The organism is Flavobacterium collinsii (assembly GCF_902804485.1).
Taxonomy (GTDB): domain Bacteria; phylum Bacteroidota; class Bacteroidia; order Flavobacteriales; family Flavobacteriaceae; genus Flavobacterium; species Flavobacterium collinsii.
In genome coordinates this window covers 12,573-31,601 of sequence record NZ_CADCST010000124.1, presented here as the reverse complement: position 1 = coordinate 31,601, position 19,029 = coordinate 12,573, and the positions used below count along the sequence as shown (strand labels likewise).

General features: G+C 35.0%; 24 protein-coding genes and 1 pseudogene. 22 read left to right on the top strand and 3 right to left on the bottom strand.

What is annotated here, in order from left to right; genetic code table 11:
* Positions 1-61: 61 nt before the first annotated feature.
* The 17 genes from FLA105534_RS20080 to FLA105534_RS20000 all read left to right on the top strand — a co-directional run bounded on the left by FLA105534_RS20080 (position 62) and on the right by FLA105534_RS20000 (position 10,523).
* Complete coding sequence (locus tag FLA105534_RS20080; protein ID WP_173967865.1) at positions 62-1,012, top strand: isopenicillin N synthase family dioxygenase; 951 nt, start codon at positions 62-64, stop codon at positions 1,010-1,012.
* A 112-nt stretch (positions 1,013-1,124) separates the two neighbouring features.
* Positions 1,125-1,457 (top strand): translation initiation factor, encoded by a 333-nt coding sequence (locus FLA105534_RS20075; protein WP_173967864.1) that lies wholly within the window; start codon positions 1,125-1,127, stop codon positions 1,455-1,457.
* Between the two features lie 142 nt (positions 1,458-1,599).
* A complete protein-coding gene (locus FLA105534_RS20070) occupies positions 1,600-2,469 on the top strand; it encodes a nucleoside phosphorylase (protein WP_173967863.1) in 870 nt (289 codons plus the stop codon).
* A gap of 37 nt (positions 2,470-2,506) precedes the next feature.
* Positions 2,507-2,947, top strand: coding sequence for a DinB family protein (locus FLA105534_RS20065; protein WP_173967862.1), 441 nt, complete (start codon positions 2,507-2,509; stop codon positions 2,945-2,947).
* 3 nt (positions 2,948-2,950) lie between these two features.
* On the top strand, positions 2,951-3,343 hold the full coding sequence (locus FLA105534_RS20060; RefSeq protein WP_173967861.1) for a VOC family protein: 393 nt from the start codon (positions 2,951-2,953) through the stop codon (positions 3,341-3,343).
* Between the two features lie 27 nt (positions 3,344-3,370).
* A complete protein-coding gene (locus FLA105534_RS20055) occupies positions 3,371-3,844 on the top strand; it encodes a DUF4265 domain-containing protein (RefSeq protein WP_173967860.1) in 474 nt (157 codons plus the stop codon).
* A gap of 50 nt (positions 3,845-3,894) precedes the next feature.
* Positions 3,895-4,746, top strand: coding sequence for a substrate-binding domain-containing protein (locus FLA105534_RS20050; protein ID WP_173967859.1), 852 nt, complete (start codon positions 3,895-3,897; stop codon positions 4,744-4,746).
* A gap of 18 nt (positions 4,747-4,764) precedes the next feature.
* Entirely contained in the window at positions 4,765-5,697 is a 933-nt protein-coding gene (locus tag FLA105534_RS20045; protein ID WP_173967858.1) for a transglutaminase, read from the top strand.
* 187 nt (positions 5,698-5,884) lie between these two features.
* Positions 5,885-6,253, top strand: coding sequence for a hypothetical protein (locus tag FLA105534_RS20040; RefSeq protein WP_173967857.1), 369 nt, complete (start codon positions 5,885-5,887; stop codon positions 6,251-6,253).
* 134 nt (positions 6,254-6,387) lie between these two features.
* Positions 6,388-6,759, top strand: coding sequence for a hypothetical protein (locus FLA105534_RS20035; RefSeq protein WP_173967856.1), 372 nt, complete (start codon positions 6,388-6,390; stop codon positions 6,757-6,759).
* A gap of 157 nt (positions 6,760-6,916) precedes the next feature.
* Positions 6,917-7,240, top strand: coding sequence for an ArsR/SmtB family transcription factor (locus FLA105534_RS20030; RefSeq protein WP_173967855.1), 324 nt, complete (start codon positions 6,917-6,919; stop codon positions 7,238-7,240).
* A 7-nt stretch (positions 7,241-7,247) separates the two neighbouring features.
* Positions 7,248-7,715, top strand: coding sequence for an SRPBCC domain-containing protein (locus FLA105534_RS20025; protein WP_173967854.1), 468 nt, complete (start codon positions 7,248-7,250; stop codon positions 7,713-7,715).
* A gap of 136 nt (positions 7,716-7,851) precedes the next feature.
* The gene (locus tag FLA105534_RS20020) at positions 7,852-8,235 is read left to right on the top strand and encodes a DoxX family protein (RefSeq protein WP_173967853.1); all 384 of its coding nucleotides are present in this window, start codon (positions 7,852-7,854) and stop codon (positions 8,233-8,235) included.
* Positions 8,236-8,305: 70 nt separating this feature from the next.
* Positions 8,306-8,863, top strand: a complete 558-nt coding sequence (locus tag FLA105534_RS20015) for a DUF4256 domain-containing protein (protein ID WP_173967852.1) — start codon at positions 8,306-8,308, stop codon at positions 8,861-8,863.
* A 22-nt stretch (positions 8,864-8,885) separates the two neighbouring features.
* Positions 8,886-9,464 (top strand): YdeI/OmpD-associated family protein, encoded by a 579-nt coding sequence (locus tag FLA105534_RS20010; RefSeq protein ID WP_173967851.1) that lies wholly within the window; start codon positions 8,886-8,888, stop codon positions 9,462-9,464.
* A 45-nt stretch (positions 9,465-9,509) separates the two neighbouring features.
* A complete protein-coding gene (locus FLA105534_RS20005; protein ID WP_173967850.1) occupies positions 9,510-9,944 on the top strand; it encodes an NUDIX hydrolase in 435 nt (144 codons plus the stop codon).
* Positions 9,945-10,103: 159 nt separating this feature from the next.
* The gene (locus FLA105534_RS20000) at positions 10,104-10,523 is read left to right on the top strand and encodes a VOC family protein (protein ID WP_173967849.1); all 420 of its coding nucleotides are present in this window, start codon (positions 10,104-10,106) and stop codon (positions 10,521-10,523) included.
* 90 nt (positions 10,524-10,613) lie between these two features.
* On the opposite strand, the gene FLA105534_RS19995 is transcribed toward FLA105534_RS20000, so the two are convergent.
* The gene (locus tag FLA105534_RS19995) at positions 10,614-11,111 is read right to left on the bottom strand and encodes a YfbM family protein (protein WP_173967848.1); all 498 of its coding nucleotides are present in this window, start codon (positions 11,109-11,111) and stop codon (positions 10,614-10,616) included.
* Between the two features lie 109 nt (positions 11,112-11,220).
* Here FLA105534_RS19995 and FLA105534_RS24050 point away from each other — a divergent pair.
* From FLA105534_RS24050 to FLA105534_RS19980, 4 genes and pseudogenes are all read left to right on the top strand, one after another.
* Positions 11,221-11,373 (top strand): annotated as a pseudogene (locus FLA105534_RS24050) (VOC family protein); the annotation flags it as partial.
* On the top strand, positions 11,374-11,937 hold the full coding sequence (locus FLA105534_RS19990; protein WP_173967847.1) for a Crp/Fnr family transcriptional regulator: 564 nt from the start codon (positions 11,374-11,376) through the stop codon (positions 11,935-11,937).
* 71 nt (positions 11,938-12,008) lie between these two features.
* The gene (locus tag FLA105534_RS19985; RefSeq protein ID WP_173967846.1) at positions 12,009-12,809 is read left to right on the top strand and encodes an MBL fold metallo-hydrolase; all 801 of its coding nucleotides are present in this window, start codon (positions 12,009-12,011) and stop codon (positions 12,807-12,809) included.
* Positions 12,810-12,984: 175 nt separating this feature from the next.
* Positions 12,985-14,550: a serine hydrolase gene (locus tag FLA105534_RS19980; protein WP_217427717.1), complete on the top strand. Its 1,566-nt coding sequence runs from the start codon at positions 12,985-12,987 to the stop codon at positions 14,548-14,550.
* 79 nt (positions 14,551-14,629) lie between these two features.
* On the opposite strand, the gene FLA105534_RS19975 is transcribed toward FLA105534_RS19980, so the two are convergent.
* Positions 14,630-16,009 carry a hypothetical protein gene (locus tag FLA105534_RS19975; RefSeq protein ID WP_246253272.1) on the bottom strand — a complete coding sequence of 460 codons (1,380 nt, stop codon included), beginning with the start codon at positions 16,007-16,009 and terminating at the stop codon, positions 14,630-14,632.
* 248 nt (positions 16,010-16,257) lie between these two features.
* Here FLA105534_RS19975 and FLA105534_RS19970 point away from each other — a divergent pair, with 248 nt between their 5' ends.
* Positions 16,258-17,709, top strand: coding sequence for an FAD-dependent oxidoreductase (locus FLA105534_RS19970; protein ID WP_173967845.1), 1,452 nt, complete (start codon positions 16,258-16,260; stop codon positions 17,707-17,709).
* A 267-nt stretch (positions 17,710-17,976) separates the two neighbouring features.
* Here FLA105534_RS19970 and FLA105534_RS19965 read toward each other — a convergent pair whose 3' ends face one another.
* Positions 17,977-18,924 carry a DUF4465 domain-containing protein gene (locus FLA105534_RS19965; RefSeq protein ID WP_173967844.1) on the bottom strand — a complete coding sequence of 316 codons (948 nt, stop codon included), beginning with the start codon at positions 18,922-18,924 and terminating at the stop codon, positions 17,977-17,979.
* Positions 18,925-19,029: the final 105 nt, after the last annotated feature.

Sequence of the window (19,029 nt, the reverse complement as noted above, 5' to 3'; positions counted from 1 at the left end):
CTCTACCTTTGTTATTGAAAGGTCTTAGAACGCCTTTTATCTTTAAATAAAAATGTAAAGTATGCAAAACATTCCTAGTGTAGACTTACGTGATTTCCTTTCGGACGACCCGAAACGTAAACAAAAATTTGTAAATGAAATCGGCAGTGCATTTGAAAACATTGGCTTCGTAGCCCTAAAAGGTCATTTCTTAGACGACCAGTTAGTAGACGAGCTTTATAGCGAAATTAGAAAATTTTTCGCTTTGCCAATAGAAACTAAGCATAATTATGAAATTCCCGGTATTGGCGGACAAAGAGGTTATGTATCTTTTGGAAAAGAACATGCTAAAGGACGCAAAGAGGGAGATTTAAAAGAATTCTGGCACTTTGGCCAGTACGTAGATGCTTCTTCTAAGTATGCAACGGAGTACCCTGAAAATGTAAATGTTACCGAATTACCTCGTTTTAATGTTGTAGGTAAAGAGGCGTATCAAATGCTTGAAAAAACAGGGGTTTATGTATTAAGAGCCCTGGCTTTACATTTGGGTTTAGATGAGTTTTATTTTGACCAGTATGCCAAAGAAGGAAACTCTATTTTAAGACCTATTCATTACCCACCTATTACTTCTGAGCCGGAAAATGCGATTCGCGCAGCTGCTCACGGAGACATCAACCTTATCACATTATTGATGGGTGCTCAGGGTAAAGGTCTACAGGTACAAAATCATGATGGCGAATGGATTGATGCTATCGCAGAAGACGATCAGTTGGTGATTAATGTTGGAGATATGTTGTCGAGACATACAAACAATAAATTAAAATCGACGATTCATCAGGTAGTTAATCCGCCAAGAGAATTATGGGGAACTTCACGTTATTCTATCCCGTTTTTCATGCACCCGGTAAGCGATATGAAACTGGATTGTCTAGAAAACTGTATTGATGACGAGAATCCTAAGAAATTCGAAGATATTACAGCGGGAGATTATTTATACGAACGCTTGGTAGATTTAGGTTTAATTAAAAAATAAACATAAATTAAATTCCAATCTTTAAATTCCAAATTCCAAATTCATAATTGGAATTTGGAATTTAATTTTTACATACTATATTTATTGGAATTTATTTTAAGCATAAAAAACCATGGACTTACAAGATCAATTAAAAAATTTGTTTCCGGATCATGTCGAATCCAACGAACCTGAAGAAATTCAGGAACAAGACCATGTTCTTTTTATTCAAAAAGAACCAATGATCTGCAAATTCGAAAAACGAAAAGGAAAAGCCACCACCATAATCGAAGGCTACGAAGGATCAGATGAAGATTTTAAAGTTTTGGCCAAAGAAATTAAAACCAAACTTAGCGTTGGCGGAACTTTTAAAGACTCGGCTATAATCATTCAGGGTGATTATCGCGACAAAATAATGGAAATCCTTAAAGCTAAAGGATTCAAAACGAAAAGAGTCGGCGGGTGATGATTTTAGATTGCAGATTTCTGATTCATAGAATATAGATTATAGAATATAGATTATAGAATTTTCAAAAATCTCAGAACCTCAGAACCTTAGAACCTTTGCTCCTTTGCACCTTAAAAAAAACTTAGAACCTTAAAAAAAAATGATACAAAATTCAGAATTAATACTTAATCCGGACGGGAGTGTTTACCATTTAAACCTTCGTCCTGAACATATAGCACACGATATTATTTTCGTAGGAGATCAAAACAGAGTAGAAAAAATCACTCAGTTTTTTGATTCTATTGAATATTCAACACAAAAAAGAGAATTTAAAACCCAAACCGGGATTTACAAAGGAAAAAGAATCTCTGTAATGTCAACCGGAATTGGTCCTGACAATATTGATATCGTGATAAACGAACTTGATGCTTTGGTAAACATCGACTTTGAAACACGCCAGCCAAAAGAAAATCTGACTTCTTTGAATATTATACGAATTGGAACTTCAGGTTCTTTACAAACCGATATTCCTGTAGACAGTTTTGTGATGTCTAAATTTGGATTGGGACTAGACAATATGCTTCGCTCTTATTTAATTGATGACGTTTCGAATGCTGATATCGAAGAAGCTTTTATCAAGCATACGAACTGGGACGCTAGAAAAGGAAAGCCTTATGCAATTGCTTGTTCTGAAAAACTGGCGAAAATTATCGAATCGGATCAAATGTTTAAAGGAATCACTGCTACAGCCGGAGGTTTCTACGGACCACAAGGACGTGTTTTACGTTTGAACATCCAGGATGAGGAATTAAACAGTAAAATGGATAATTTTAATTTTGATGAGCAAAGAATTACCAATTTAGAAATGGAAACTGCTGCTATCTATGGGCTTTCAGCACTTTTAGGACATAACGCCTTATCTTTAAATGCTATCATCGCCAATCGTGCTTCAGGAACTTTCAGCGAAGATCCTTATAAAGCGGTAGACGCGCTTATTGCTTATACTTTAGATAAACTGGCAGGAAACTAATTCAATAACTTAGTCCATTCGGAAATTTAAATACTTCATGGAAAACGCTATTTTAAAATTTGAACGATTACTGAATGAGAATACTGCTTATTTCCCTTCTCTTGAAAACGAAGTTTTAGAAGCAAAAATCCTGGGAAAATGGTCTAAAAAAGAAATTATTGGGCATTTGGTTGATTCCGGAATTCATAATCTGGTTCGGTTTACAGAAATTAATTATTTGAAAAAACCTTACCATCACAGACCTTATAACCAAATGGATTTGGTAAATTTAAATCAGTATCAGACCATGGACATTTATGATCTGACACAGCTTTGGCTTTCTATCAACCGGCAAATCGTAAGAATTATGAAAACGGTTGATAAAAAAGCTTTAGAGTATGCAATCATTTTAAGTGATGGGTCTGAAATTGATTTAAAATTCTTAATGACCGATTATGTAGAACATTTAGAACACCATATTCACCAGATAAGATCCTAGCTTATGTTTTTAAGAGTTGCCCGACATACCGATAATATTGAAAAAATGGTTGATTTTTATGTCAATGTCCTTGGCTTTGAAGTTTTGGGCAACTTTCAGAATCATAAAAATTACGATGGTGTTTTTCTTGGAATGCTCGGATTGGACTGGCATTTTGAATTTACACAATCTAAAACAAAAGCAAATCATACCTTTGATGAAGATGATGTTATTGTGCTTTACCCGAAATCAATTATAGATTACAATGAACTGATAGACAGAATTGAACACCACAACATCTCAATCTTAACTGCAACCAATCCTTTTTGGAATGAGAATGGTAAAATGTTCTTAGATCCTGATGGTTATCGTATTGTACTATCGCCGTTGAAAGCCGTGATCAGTGAAATCAACTAGTTCAATAAAAAAAATACAAATTAAATAATGGCAGAAACGCATAAAAAAATCCTGTTCAAATATTACAGTACCTATCTCGAAGAAATAGTTTCAGAAACCATGTGGGCCGAAATTATAGATTTAGAAAAAGGATATTTCAAACTGGATAATATTCCCTTTTTTGGGCCTTTAATTGCAACTGATGATACTTTTAGAGCAGAATATGATGAAAATGAAAAGTGTTTTATTCACAAAGAAACAATAGAACATTCAGGAAACTCAATCGTTCAGGTTCTGATTTTAGATAAAGAATTTGATAAAGAAATCATACGTGAAAAATTAAAAGCTTTAAACTGCTTGTCAGAAGCATTAAACGAAACCTTTCTTGCAGTTGAAATTGTAAAAAGTATCGATTATTCAATGGTAAAAATTATATTATCAGAATATGAATCCAATGCCATAATAGAATTTGCTGAGCCTTGCCTCTCTGAGAAACACAGAACTGATTTGTTGAAAAATTAATTCCCCAAATAAACTTAAATTACGCATACCAAACTTAAACTTATACCAGAATGAAAACTGTAAAAATTGTAGGTGTTCCCGAGCACTTCAATTTACCATGGCAACTTTGCATTGAAAATGGTGAATTTGAAGCTGAAAATATCGATTTACAATGGAAAGATATTCCGGAAGGTACCGGCAAAATGTGTCAGATGCTTCGTAATGATGAAGCAGACATTGCTGTTATCTTAACAGAAGGAATTATAAAAGATATTGTAGCAGGAAACCCCAGCAAAATAGTTCAGATCTACGTACAATCTCCTTTAATTTGGGGAATTCACGTCGCTGCAAAATCAAATTTTGAAACGGTAAAAGACCTTAAAGGTAAAAAAGCAGCCATTTCGAGACTAGGTTCAGGATCGCAGCTGATGGCGTATGTAAATGCGCATGAACACGGCTGGGAAACCGATAATTTACAGTTTGAAATTATAAATACCATTGACGGAGCCGTTGAAGCTTTGACCAACGAAACTGCTGATTATTTTATGTGGGAACGTTTCATGACGAAACCACTGGTGGATAAAGGTATTTTCAGAAGAGTTGGCGACTGCCCTACTCCATGGCCATCCTTTGTAATAACAGTTAGAGACGAATTTTTGAAAAAGAATCCGAAAATTGTCGAAAAAATACTGGAGATCATTAATAAAACGACTCAGGATTTTACTGAGATTCCAAATATTGATAAAACCTTATCGGAACTTTTCAATCAAAAACCAGAAGACATTCAGGAATGGTTAAAACTAACACAGTGGTCTCAGAAGCAACTAACTGAGAAAGCTTTTATTAAAATTCAAAATCAGTTATTTGATCTCGGAATTATTGATAAAAAAAGTACTTTTGTTGAAACCGTAAAAGCGCTGTAAAAACTGCTTTTGATTCTTATGATAAATTTTCCTAAAATTGACTTTCCGCAATTAAAATCCAAATTACAGGTGAAATCACCTTGGGATAGGATTATAATTATGCTATTGAGTCTTTTGATTACGATTCCAATTTTTATCATATTACATCAGAATCTGATCGATTTAGAATGGAAATTCAATTTAGATCGCGTTTTTATCTTTTTATTTGTTTTTGCTGCAGTTTTCTTTCTTTTAATGTTACTCAGAACTATCATTATACTGTGCATAGCCCTGTATTTATTGGTTTTGTTTTACGGAACCGTTATAGGAAATTATGGTTTCAGCGAAATCTCTGAAGATTATAATTCGATGATTTATACCATGTCTGACAATCCATTTCCTCAGGATATCATCGTGGCTAAACTGCTGCCTTTTCCCAACAAATCAAAAATCATCAATGCGATAGAATATCAGAATCCAAAAGTTCGGAATTTTGCAATAATGGCTACTACCAAACATTTCAAAGGTTTAAAAGGATATTCAGATTACAGAACTATTATTCAGTGCTTTGCTGTGTTTAAGGAAATCAACAGTCGCTGGAATTATGTTAATGACCCTAAAGAAGGTGATTATATTGCAACAGCTAGTGAGTCATTAGAGTATTTTTCCGGTGACTGTGACGATCATTCTATTTTGATGGCAGCTGCCATTCGATCTATTGGCGGAACTCCGAGATTAATACATACCAAAGGACATATTTACCCTGAGATCCTTATTGGTTCAGCCATCGACTTAGAAAAAGTAAACTACCTGATCAAAAATGTTCTTTTTGTGAAGGAAAGTTATGGTAAAAAGATTCATTACCATATGGATGAGCGTGGTCAGGTTTGGATGAATCTGGATTATACTGCCAAATACCCCGGCGGGCCGTTTATGTATGAAGAAATTCTGGGAGCTTTGACACTAAACTAATTGTCCTAAACTCGTCAAAATCATAAATCACTCATACACTGAGACTTTTTACTAACCGCAATGTTTATTGGATTTTAGCTTACAATGAGATACTTGAAGTCTCAAATTTTATAAATATTTGATTTTTAGATTTTTAATTAAAATAAATTTTGTAATTTTCTGTAGTTTAACATCTAATCACAAAATCATGAAAAAATCTAAATTACTTATCTTCGGAATTGCATTATTAACAGTGCTAATGGTTTCTTGTCATAAAAGTCGAAATAAATTGGTAAACTCCTGGAAAATTACTGCTGTAGATCCTAAAACGCCGCTTTCAGATTCTCTGAAAAATGTAATTATAACTCAAGGTACACTAACATTTACTGAGGACGGGCACGTGACCGGATTTCTTACACAAGAAATTAATGATGGTACTTATGCTTTGACAAAAGGTGGAAAGAATTTAGTAATTAAAGATGAAACCGGTACTCCTTATCCTTGTGAAAGTACTATTACAGAAGAGCAACTGATTCTGGACAGTAAAGAAATGAAAATTACCCTCAAAAAAATATAATGTTTTATACCTTAAAACAACGAAACCACTCTTTTTAAACCGAAAAGAGTGGTTTTTATTTTGCTTAACTTTTGTGAATTAGCATTTTAAACCTAATTTTAATACATGCTAACAAATGAATCCCAATTGAACCTATGTCTTTAAATTCAAAAAAAATATTTCTAATCGATGGTTTAGGAGCCTTATTCTCTACCCTTTTATTGGGCGTAGTATTGGTTGAATTGGAAATCTACTTTGGCGTACCCAAAAAAACACTCTATCTTCTTGCTGTTCTAGCCTGCCTGCTTATGGCTTCTTCGTTTGCCAGTTATTGGCTTGCCAAAGAAAACTGGCGTGGTTGCCTTAAAATTATTGCTTTTGCAAACCTTTTATATTGTGGTTTCACAGCAGGCCTGTTGTTATATCTTTATACCCATATCACCTATTTAGCCGTATTTTATTTTTTGGCAGAAATTGCAATTATACTCTTTCTGGCCAGAACGGAACTAAAAATCGCAAACCGTTAACTCCAATCTGTCCTACTACTATTCTATAACTCTATCCTCCAAAAGCATTGAAATCATTGGTAATCTAGTAATTACAAAAAAATATTTTAAAAAAATATCGTAAAAAATTTTGCGCAGTCAAATAACTGCACTAAATTAGCAGTCAAATAACTGCATAATGGAAATTCGTAGAGATGTATTTCAGGCAATTGCCGACCCTACCCGCAGGGCAATCTTAAGCTTAGTAGCAATCCAGTCAATGACTCCGGGGGTTATTGCGGCAAATTTTGATTCGTCAAGACAAACGATATCAAAACACATTCAAATATTAACGGAATGTGAGTTGTTGGAGCAAACGCAAAATGGAAGAGAAATTTACTACCTCACCAACGCCAAAAAAATGAAAGAAGTTGCCGACTTTATAGAGCCTTTTCGCCAAATGTGGGATGATCGCTTTAACAAACTGGAAACTATCATGAAAAACTATAAACCAAAACAATAACCTATTTATGGAACGAAAAACAAAAATTAGTGCCGAAGATGGCCAACAAGACTTAGTAATTACAAGAGAATTTGATCTTCCGCTGAAATTATTATTTATGGCTTATGTCGAACCCGAAATTGTCGAACAATGGATGGGAACGAAAGTGCTAAAGCTCGAGAACAAAAAATACGGAGGCTGGCAATTTGAAACTTCAGATCCCAAAGGAAATGTTGTTTTTAAAGCCAATGGAGTTATTCACGAGTTTTTTCCGGAGGAGAAAATCACAAGAACATTTGAAATGGAAGGTTCTCCTTTTCCGCCACAGCTTGAGTTTCTTGAATTTGAAGCTGTAACAGCTGAAACCAGCCTTCTAAAAATGCATATTATTTACCGATCTGCTGCACTCAGAGATCAGATGTTAAAACTGCCTTTTGCTCAGGGAATCAATATGGCACACAACAGATTGCAGGAAATTGCTAATAAACTAAACTAAAACGTTGGGTGTATTAATAAAAAATCATTAAACACATAGAAATATATTTCTAACATATAGCAGTCTATATGTGCTTTGAATAAGTGAAACATCTTTTTAAGAATATTAAATCTAACTTAAACTAAATTATAAAATCATGAAAAAAAGAGACAAAATTATCTATTGGGTTGCGACATTATGGCTGGCGTTAGGAATGACCGCAACTGGAATCGTACAAATGTTAAAAATAAAAGAACAGGAAGGCATGATACAGCATTTGGGGTTTCCTTTGTATTTTTTAACACTGCTTGGAGTTTGGAAATTACTGGGTGTTATTGCCATTTTGATTCCTAAATTTCCTTTATTAAAAGAATGGGCTTATGCCGGGTTCTTTTTTGCCATGAGTGGTGCCGTTTTTTCACATTTTGCTGTCGGAGATCATCCAAAAGAATTATTCGGCCCGGTATTGCTTATCGTTCTTACGATTGTATCCTGGTACTACAGACCTACAGAAAGAAAAACAGCTTTAGTGAGTGCGTAATTTTTTGTGACTTGGTAAACCCTAAAACAAAAGCATTTATTAAAATATTTATCCCCTAAAATATAAAGAAATGAAAAACAAACTGTCAGCAGAACAAAGTGAAGAATTATTGAAAGTATTAAGAATTCGTTTTGAAAATAACATGAACCGACACGAAGGCCTGGATTGGGACGACGTTCAGAAAAAACTGGAAGCAAATCCGGGAAAACTATGGTCCCTTGATGAGATGGAAAGAACAGAAGGCGAACCAGATGTAGTTGGTTTTAATCCGGAAACAAACGAGTATACTTTCTTCGATTGTTCGACCGAGAGCCCAAAAGGCCGCAGAAGTTTGTGTTTTGATCATGAAGCCTTAGAAAAAAGAAAAGAACACAAACCTGCTGGAAGTGCCATAAATATGGCTGAGGAAATGGGAATTAAGCTTTTAGATGAAGTACAATACAAACAGCTTCAAAAACTCGGTAAGTTTGATGCTAAAACCTCAAGCTGGATCGCCACACCTATTGAAATTCGTAAACTGGGAGGCGCGCTATTCTCTGATTTTCGTTACAATACCGTATTTGTCTATCACAACGGTGCTGACTCTTATTATGCCGCAAGAGGTTTTAGAGGGGCTTTGAACGTTTAAATGAATTTTAACAACTGTGCTTATGAATCCAAAAGTTGATTTTTATTTTGAGAATGCCGAAAAATGGCAGAAAGAACTGGACGAATTGCGAAAAATCGCTTTGGATTGCCAGTTGACCGAAGAATTAAAATGGGGTACCGCCTGCTACACTCTTCATGATAGCAATATTGTTTTAATCCACTCTTTTAAGGATTACTGTGCATTTTTGTTTTTTAAAGGTGCTTTATTGGCAGATACCGATCAGATTCTTATCCATCAAAGTGAAAATGTACAGGCAGCACGACAAATTCGCTTTGCCAATCTTGAAGAAATAGTTGCTCAAAAAACAATCTTGAAAACCTATATTTATCAGGCTATCGAAGTAGAAAAAGCAGGCTTAAAAGTTAAATTAAAGAAAACGGACGAGTTTAAGATGGCCGAAGAATTTCAAGAGAAGTTAGACGAGAACAAGGCTTTAGAAACTGCTTTTAAAGCTTTAAGTCCGGGACGTCAACGTGCTTATTTACTGTATTTTTCATCTCCTAAAAACTCTACAACCAGAGCATCAAGAGTTGAAAAAGTGATCGATCAGATTCTTGAAGGGAAAGGATTAAAAGACTGATCTCTTTAGAAAAACAACTAATAATGTTGTCAAAAATAAATTGATATGAAGAAACAAATGTTCTTCTCAGTGAAGGCTTTGATTATAAAGAACGATACTTTTTTAGCTGTCTATAACCTTGTAGCGGGAATTAAAATATGGGATTTACCTGGTGGCAGAATGGAATTTGGAGAGACTGCGGAAGAAACATTGAAAAGAGAAATTAAAGAAGAATTAAATCTCGAGATCAGACCTGTTAAAGTAATTGACACCTGGAATTATATGCCTAGCGATGATTGTCAGATTACAGGAATTATTTACTACAGTGAACTCATTACAAATCAAATTAAAATATCAGAGGAACACGATGGCTACGATTGGATTGGATTTGAACAAGCGGGTGCTTTTTTCACAAAGGATTTTCTGTTAAATCAAATACAACTTTGGGATTGGAATTCAATTAGGAATGATAGTGTTAGATTTATTAAATCCGTTGACTAATCTCTACTATTCATTTTTTATCATTTTGAAAGAGGGCATACTCGAGTGATTGAGATTTTAATTGGAGTTTTTTTGCAGAATTTGTGCATCTCCTCAAAGGGGCTAAATTTTGACTTTACCAAAAAAAATAGTTTTATCTTAGTATTAAAAACAAATCTTATGGAAGACCAAAAAAATCAAACCGACCACTCCTCTTCTGACCAAACTCCAAAAGTAACGGGAGTTGGAGGTATATTCTTTTTTTCAGACAATCCGAAGGAAACCAGAGAATGGTATGCCAAAAACTTAGGAATCGAAGTCAACGATTGGGGATCTACTTTTGAATCCCGAAAAATAGATGCGCCAGACGTTGTAGAATCACTTCAATGGAGCCCGTTTAAAAAAGATGACCCTTATTTTTTGCCTTCCAAAAAAGAGTTTATGATTAATTATCGGGTACAACATATTGAAGCTCTTGTCACTCAGCTTAAAGAAAACGGGGTAACGGTACTTGATGATATTGCCACCTACGATTATGGGAAGTTTGTACACATTATGGATGCTGAAGGCAATAAAATTGAACTTTGGGAACCAGTTTGAATTAATTGTGAATGGTTAATCATAAGTAAATAAAATAAGAGCTCGATTATTAATAATCGAGCTCTTATTTTATTTGAAGAAGTAGTTAATTTAGTTAATATAAGTTACAATTGCTTCTTTATTCTTTGCAGCATCAGAGTAAAATTGCTGTATATCTTTAAAATATTCATTTAAGTAATCAAAAGCTTCATCTCCATCACGTTCCCAAATTTCTGGATAAACCTCTAATTTCTGCATTTTCTGCGGATCGTATTTTTGTCTTAAATCGTCAGTTGTGATTTCAGAAATTTTGTTACTAAATTCTATGACTTGTTCAGGTGTTAAATAATGAGCTGGACCATATCCTAAATCCTGTTCATTATCAATTATTTGGCCACTAAACAAAATTTTATAAAAAAGGTGTTTTGGAGAATTTAAAGCACTGTCACCCGTTAGTAAAAAAACAATTCCATCCCAAGCTTTATCAATATCAATAATTGTTACATCTAAAGGCGCATTTTCATTGTAAATATCATGCTCTAAAGTAGCGCTATCTTTGATGTAATTTTCAAGTTTTGTTTTACTCGCTCGAAGTAAGTTTCCTATCATTCCCATTTAATTAAGTATTTAGATTGAAATGTAAATATACAATAAACAAAGAAAAAACCTACTTTATAGTATTAGTATTAATATCTTTTAAGGTTTCAGCATACTTAAGGTACTCGATGAAATTGCGACTTATGATTATGGGAAGTTTGTTCACACTATGGATGCTGACGGTAACAAAATTGAGCTTTGGGAACCGGCAGAATTTAAACCTTCAACATTAAATTTGTATCTTTACTACAAACACCATTCTGAATCAATTTAAATGAATTCATTAGTATTGTATTTTGCTAAACTTGGCTTTTCAGAAAAGGATATCGCCGAGTTTTTAAGCTGTATCAAAACACGTCAATTTTCTGCAAACGAGTTAATTTTAACCAACAGTCAGTTGGAGAATTATTTGTCTTTTATAGATACGGGAATTGTCCGCTATTTTGTACTTACCAATGACAAAGAAATTACCTTTGATTTTGCCTTCAAAAACTCCTTTTACTGTGCATACGATTCTTTTTACAACAGAACTCAAACACAGGTTTACATTCAGGCACTTACAGATTGCCAATTATACTCTGTCTCTTACGATCAGCTGCAGAAACTTTATGACAAATGTGAAACAGCAAAAAAACTGGGCCGTATCGCAACTGAATATTTACTGGATAAAAAAGTAAAAAGAGAACTGGATCTTTTAACCAAAACTCCGCAGGAACACTATCAGAGTCTTCTTGAGGAACAACCTAAATACATTCAGCAGATTCCGCTCAAATACCTTGCCTCCTACATAGGTGTTGTTCCGGAGACGCTCAGCAGAATCCGCAAACGCATTTCTTGACCAAAGTCAATTGGTAAAACCGTTATTAAACTCAATTTTGTCCTTTTTTCTAACCTTAAAATCAGAACAAAATGAAAGTTACCATTACCCATATTGACACAGCTTGTGTTTTAATAAACATCAATGGATTTAAAATTATTACAGATCCGACACTGGACAAAAAAGACGGCTTTTTTCCACAATATGTAAGCCGCCCATTGGCATTTTCAAAAAAATATATTGATCCGGCCTTGTCAATAGCCGAAATTGGAAAAGTAGATTTGGTTTTATTAAGCCACGATCACCACAGTGATAATTTAGACAAAAGCGGCAGGGCATTTATCAAAACTGTGCCTGTTGTTCTCTCTACAAAAGATGCGGTGAAACGTTTAAAAAACAATAATACCATTGGTCTTGACAATTGGGAGGAATATACTGTTTCAACTTCAAAAGTAAAAGGTTTGAAAATAACGGCTATACCCGCTCAGCACACTAATATTAAGAGATTAGATAAAGTTATGGGAAAAGTTATTGGTTTTACCATAGAATGGGAGAATCAAACTGGCGGCTGTCTTTATATTTCAGGAGATACTGTTCTTTTTGAAGGTTTATTGGAACTGGAAAAAAGAAAGAAGGTTGAAACGGTTATTTTGCACCTTGGAGCTGGAGCTTTTCCTTATTTGAAAAGGAATTTAAGGGTTACTATGAATGGTGAGGAGGCACTTGAAACGACACGACTTTTAAATCCCCGTACGGTAATTCCAATTCACTACGAAGGCTGGTGGCATTTTAAGCAATCGGTAAAATCATTAAAAAGTGAAATTGAGAAATCAGAATTGAAGGAAAAATTCTTATGGCTGGAAAGCGGAATTGAAACAGCGTTGAAATTTTAGATAGATGTATTCTTCTAAACCGTTAAAGAACTTGTAAAAAAACACTCGCTACTCATCTTTTAACCTACCAAACAAGGCTTTAATTCTAAAGATAATTCCTATATTCGCTGATGTGGATGTTAATTTTTAACTACACCAACTAACAATCAAAAAAACGCCATAACCAAAAAAAATTATGAAAAAAGTAACTCGTCTGTTTACATTAATGCTCTTTATTTACTACGCTTCTCCCCCTCTCTATTCGCAAATTACATCTGAAAAAATCGATCTTTTAATGCAGGATGCTTTGGAGAAATTTAAAGTGGCGGGGGCTTCAATTGCAGTTGTTAAAGACGGAAAAGTAATTCATCAAAAAGGATATGGTGTTGCCTCTATCGAAACAAGAAAAGCCGTAAATGAGAGTACAAATTTTCAAATAGCCTCCAATAGCAAAGCTTTCACAACTGCTGCGCTTTCTATTCTCGAGGACGAAGGCAAATTGAAATGGACGGATAAAGTGAAAGATCATCTTCCAAAGTTTAAAATGTATAACGACTATGTAACTGAGAATTTTAACATCCAGGATTTACTAACACATCGCAGCGGACTTGGATTGGGCGTGGGTGATTTGATGTTTTTTCCAGATGGTTCTAATTTCACAATAAATGATGTTCTAACTAGTTTTCAATATTTTAAACCAGTCTCTGCTTTTCGAACTAAGTTTGATTATGACAATTTACTCTATTTAGTAGCAGGCGAATTAATTGCCAAAGTAAGTGGTATGACTTATGAAGATTTTATACAAACCCGAATTATTGATCCTTTGCAAATGAGCAATTCTTTTGCACAAAGCGACAGGATAAAAGATAAAAGCAATCTGGCGGTATCACATTCATCAGAATCCGGAACTATAAAACGAATTGATGGATTTGGAGTACAGATAAACGGTGCTGCGGGAGGAATCATTTCAAACGCAGCCGATATGGCAAAATGGATGACTTTGTGCCTAAACAAAGGGCAGTATGGAAGTGATTTGAAATCAACACTGTTTTCTGTGAAAAATCACAACGAAATGTGGCGCATCCATACTGTTGAAGAGGTAGATCGTGATCCAAGATACAATTCGCATTTTAGTGGTTACGGCTTAGGCTGGGGATTAACCGATGTGAAAGGAAATCTAAAAGTATCACATACAGGAGGTTTACCCGGAATGTTATCCGTTGTTATCATGTATCCGGATCTAAACCTGGGCATCGTGATTTTGACTAACACAGAGAATGGCGGTGGCGGACTTTTTACTGCAGTTTCCAATACTATTTCTGACAGTTATCTAGGACTGGACGATTTTGACTGGACCAATAAGATTGTGGAATGGATGAAACAAGGTAGAAATACCGGAGATGATGTCACCAAAAATGTTTGGGAGAAAGTAAAATCGGTAAAGAATTTGAAAGTGAAAAACGAAGATTTTATTGGTGTCTATGCTGACAATTGGTTTGGGGAAATCGAAGTATTTGAAAAAAACAAACAATTATGGTTCAAATCCTATCGCTCACCCAAGTTAAACGGTCCTATGGCTCTTTATAATGCCAATACATTTGCTATTAGGTGGGAGTATCAGGCAATGAATTGTGATGCCTTTGCAATGTTTTCACTAGATGAAACCGGTAAAGCACAATCGATTAAAATGAAAGGCATCTCCCCTAATATTGATTTCAGTTTTGACTTTCAGGATCTGGACCTAAAAAGAGTGAGCAAGTAAATTCATTCTTTTACTTTAGTAGTTTACACAAAGTCCGCAAAGTTTTCTTTTAAACTTTGCGGACTTTGTGTTTTTCTATCTAATCAAGTAAGGCTTTTAGTGTAGATTCTTTTTGATTGATAATGAACAGTTGACTTTTATCTTCTAATAAAATCTTATAATCAAATTCTTTGGCAGCATTAAATTTCCAGTTTTTCAATTCCTTGAAGCTGCTTTTGATTAGCTTTAGATTCTCATTATTGTTTTTCGACACAATAATCATTTTGGTAAGACTTGATTTTCGCATCTTTTCAAGTGCATTTATGCTTATTTCGGTTTCATCCTCTGATCTGGAACGGTAACGGTACTTTTGTTTGATAACATCAAAATCTTTCTCCTTTTCAGAAATAACATATCTGTAAGCCATAAGGTTATCCATCTCATCGATCCAGTTTGGAAATTTTGTTTCATAAATTTCAATATAACGATCAATAAACTTTCCGTCTATTGCTTTCTTTTGAGAAAGGTACTCGTTAAGCATGGGGTAAATTTCCTTTGCCATAAGATTGATGTATTTTTTGTTGTACCAATCACCGCTATCTGCTTTTCCGTTCAATTTTTCATATACATAACCATTAGCTAAGGAAGTTGCCAGTGCCTCATTGAGTAAATGATAGGCATAATTGCTGCATTTTGATTTACTTTCTTTAAAACTCCTATCAATGACTTTTTTAAGCTCTAATGACTGTTCGTTATAAATAATATGGTAGGTTTCGTGGAGCATTACACTAAAAAGATCCTTATAATCTGTTAAATCGGTCTGAATAGCACTGATAAAATTGTTATCAAAAGAGTTCGCCGTAAAACCTTTGGAATTAGGTAAAGGATAAAAGGCAATTTCAAAAGGAATTGAGGTATCCCAACTCGAATTATAGAAAACTAAACCTGTTTCAAAATATTTCTCAATATCATTTTCATTGGCGTATTTGGTAATTTCAATAAGTTGTTTTTCGAATTTCTCTTTATTGGGATTGTATATCAGTTCGTTGTAAATTGGAGTAAAAGCCGCAATAATTCTCGTAAGGTCGTTCAGTGTTTTGTTCGTCACAATTCCTATAGAGCGTATTTTAAAATCTTTTAGATTCTTTGTCTCTATCAAGTTTTTTCTCAAAAAATCGATAGATTGCATTGGCTTTTTAGAGCCTTCCGGAAATTCCTCGAACTTGTAGCTGTAGTCCAATGACAGTTTGTCAAACTCCGTTGCTAATTTCTGAAATTCTTCGGTATTGTACTTTGATTTTTGAAACTCTGTTTTAAAAACATTATCCGGATAGCTCTCAGATAAATTCTGAAGAAAAACAAAAACGGCCAATTGTTCGGAATACTTAATATTAAATACTGTTTTCTGAGCAAAAGACAAATTTGTTACTGCACACAGTATAAAGACTAAAACTTTGATTTTCATTATAATTTTCATCATTTATTAAGTAAAATTGGTTTAGATTAGCATTAGAAGCAACAAAATAAATTGGTAACAAATACAGACTACGGCTACATAAAACTTTATTGGTTTTATGTAACCCTTAATAACTCTTATAATCTGTTTTTAGTATCTAAAGCCCAACCATTTTGCACTGGTAATCTTTTGTCTTAAATTTGTGCTCTTGTAAGAGGTGCAACTAAATTCTTCTACTACTGGAGAATCTAAATCAAATAAAAAAACTAAACGTGAATACGGTAGAAAATGCAGCAGGAAACTGGACTATTTGTCCGGAATGTCTGGGACGCGGCAAAAACAGTCAAAGGCTCAGTAAGAAAGTACGTCTCCGTTATCAGATCGCACTAGAGGAGTTTGAAAAAGCAGCTGGCTTAGGAACTCCTCCATCTCGTCCTAAAGCGCATCTTAACAGCTGCACAAACTGTAACGGATCGGGATTGATTCCTTCTGTTAGTCCTACAGTTGTTGATACAGAAAACTATCCGCATGTTGCCATTATTGGTGCTGGTATCGGAGGTGTGGCATTGGCTGTTGCTTGCCTGCATCGCGGGATTCCTTTTACGCTTTACGAACGTGATACCAATTTTGACGCCCGCTCACAAGGTTATGGACTTACACTACAGCAGGCCAGTAAAGCAATCGAAGGATTCGGTATCTTCTCTTTGGAAGAAAAAGTGATTTCAACAAGACATTTGGTACATACCACAGAAGGAAAAGTAATCGGTGAATGGGGAATACGAAAATGGATTCCTTCCGATACAAAAATAGCTCCGAAACGTACCAATATGCATATCGCAAGACAACACTTACGGTTGGCATTATTGAAACAGCTTGGCAGTCATGAAGTGGTACAATGGGGACATCAACTAATCGATTTTAAGGAATCCGAAGATCAAAAGGTTGATTTAAAATTTGAAGTAAATGGAAAAATAAAAAACGCTACAGCCGATTTAGTGGTTGGAGCTGACGGCATTCGAAGTTCAGTACGAAAACTATTAATCGGTGATGACACAACACCTTTACGTTATCTGGGATGCATTGTAATATTAGGTATTTGTCCTTTAGCAAATCTCGAGGGTCTTGACAGTTCTTTACTGGATTCGGCAACTGTCTTTCAAACTGCTAATGGTAATGAACGAATCTATATGATGCCCTACACTTCTGATGCAGTAATGTGGCAACTGAGCTTTCCAATGTCAGAAGAGGAAGCTAAAAGACTTAGTAATCAAGGACCTCAGGCACTAAAAGAAGAAGCCTGTCGCAGAACGCAATGGCATGATCCTATTCCGCAAATTTTATTGGCAACTATGGAAACTCAAATTTCTGGTTATCCGGTGTACGACCGAGAATTACTGCATTCAGAATTACTAACTAAAAACGGACAAACGACCTTAATTGGTGATGCGGCTCATCCGATGAGCCCTTTTAAAGGACAAGGTGCAAATCAGGCCTTATTGGACGCACTCTCTCTGGCACGTGGAATCGTAAGAGGATGCCGACCGTTATCGCAATGGAGAAAAAGTGGAATACGAGAAAGTGTACTGACGGAATATGAATCAGAAATGCTTAAACGAAGTGCAAAAAAGGTAAAAGATTCTGCTGATGCAGCGGAGTTTCTGCATTCTGAAATAGTGCTTCATGAAGGCGATGAACCACGAGGAAGGTGTTTAAAGAAAAAATAAGCGATGATCGTTTATTGAAGTTTTATTTTTTTTCTAGCAGATTGCTTCGCCTGTTCGCTATCGCTCGGGTTGGCAGATTTGGCAGATTTTTTTGGTACACATAAACCTTTTAAAAAAATATTTTAACACATAGAAACATAGGTTTTAGCTGTAAAAAGAGAACTAAAAAGAAAAATATATTTCTTTCACATAGTAAGATATGTGTATTTAAATGAAGTGAAAGGAGCCATTTTTTGATGGCTCCTTTTCTATAACTGAAATGTTTGTTTATTGAATTCTTTTTACAGACAATTTATCCAAACAGAAATAAGCCGCAGTATTCATTCCGTAGATCGGATGTGAATCTGTTGAAGCCATTTGAAAAACAAGGTATTTAACATCTCCTAAACCTTGAAGCGCTGTAGCACTCACGTTCACCCATCCTGTTGGCATTACCAAAGAACCTCCTGTGTAATCTGCCAATGATTGTGTGATTGGAGCAGTAATAGTTCCGCTTGAATCTACACCGTAGATCAATAATTCAAAATGATCTCCTGAAGAAAATGCCTGAGCAAAACCGTCTCCATATAAACAACCGTAATATGGCCACGGATGATTGTTGATTTTAAGTCCTTTTATCTGATACAATCCTGTGTTTCCAATTTTAATCCAGTTAGAGAAACCTGCTTCTGTAAACGTAGTTCCCTGTGGATTTTTTGGATCTGTGTAGCTTGACCAGTAAGCTACAATATAAGGGTCTCCAGTTGTTCCTGGAGTTCCTGCAGCAATAGTTGATGAAGTACCAAAACCACTTCCTGCCATAGCTCCCCACTGATTTGCAACCCAACCATTAGACCCGCCAGAACCTGCTCCTGAACCATAATTTGTAATATCATTTACATTAGATACAATAAAACCGTCCCAGTAGTTATAACCTGCTGATGTTGCTGTATGTGAAAATGTAAACAAATCAACTGTTAAGTTTGTATTCGACACATAAGTATTCTGCCAGTACTTCCCTCCTGTTGTTGATGTTCCGCTGGTTAATAAAGAACTGGTCAGGTTAAGCGTAGAAGTAGTCCCTACTGCCGGATCAGTCACTGCTTTTTTAGAAGTAACACTTGAGCTTTTTACTGCTGCATTGCCGCTTTCGTTGTTTGAAAGGTTTTCATCATTGCTACAAGACGAAAGTCCCAGCATCAAACCTACTGTCAAAAAATAAAGTACTTTTTTCATTATTTATAAAATTTAGGATTAATATACTTGGTTAGTTAATAAAACAGTATTATTTAAACTTGCCCATTGGGTGTAATTAAAAAACAAAAGATTTAACATATAGAA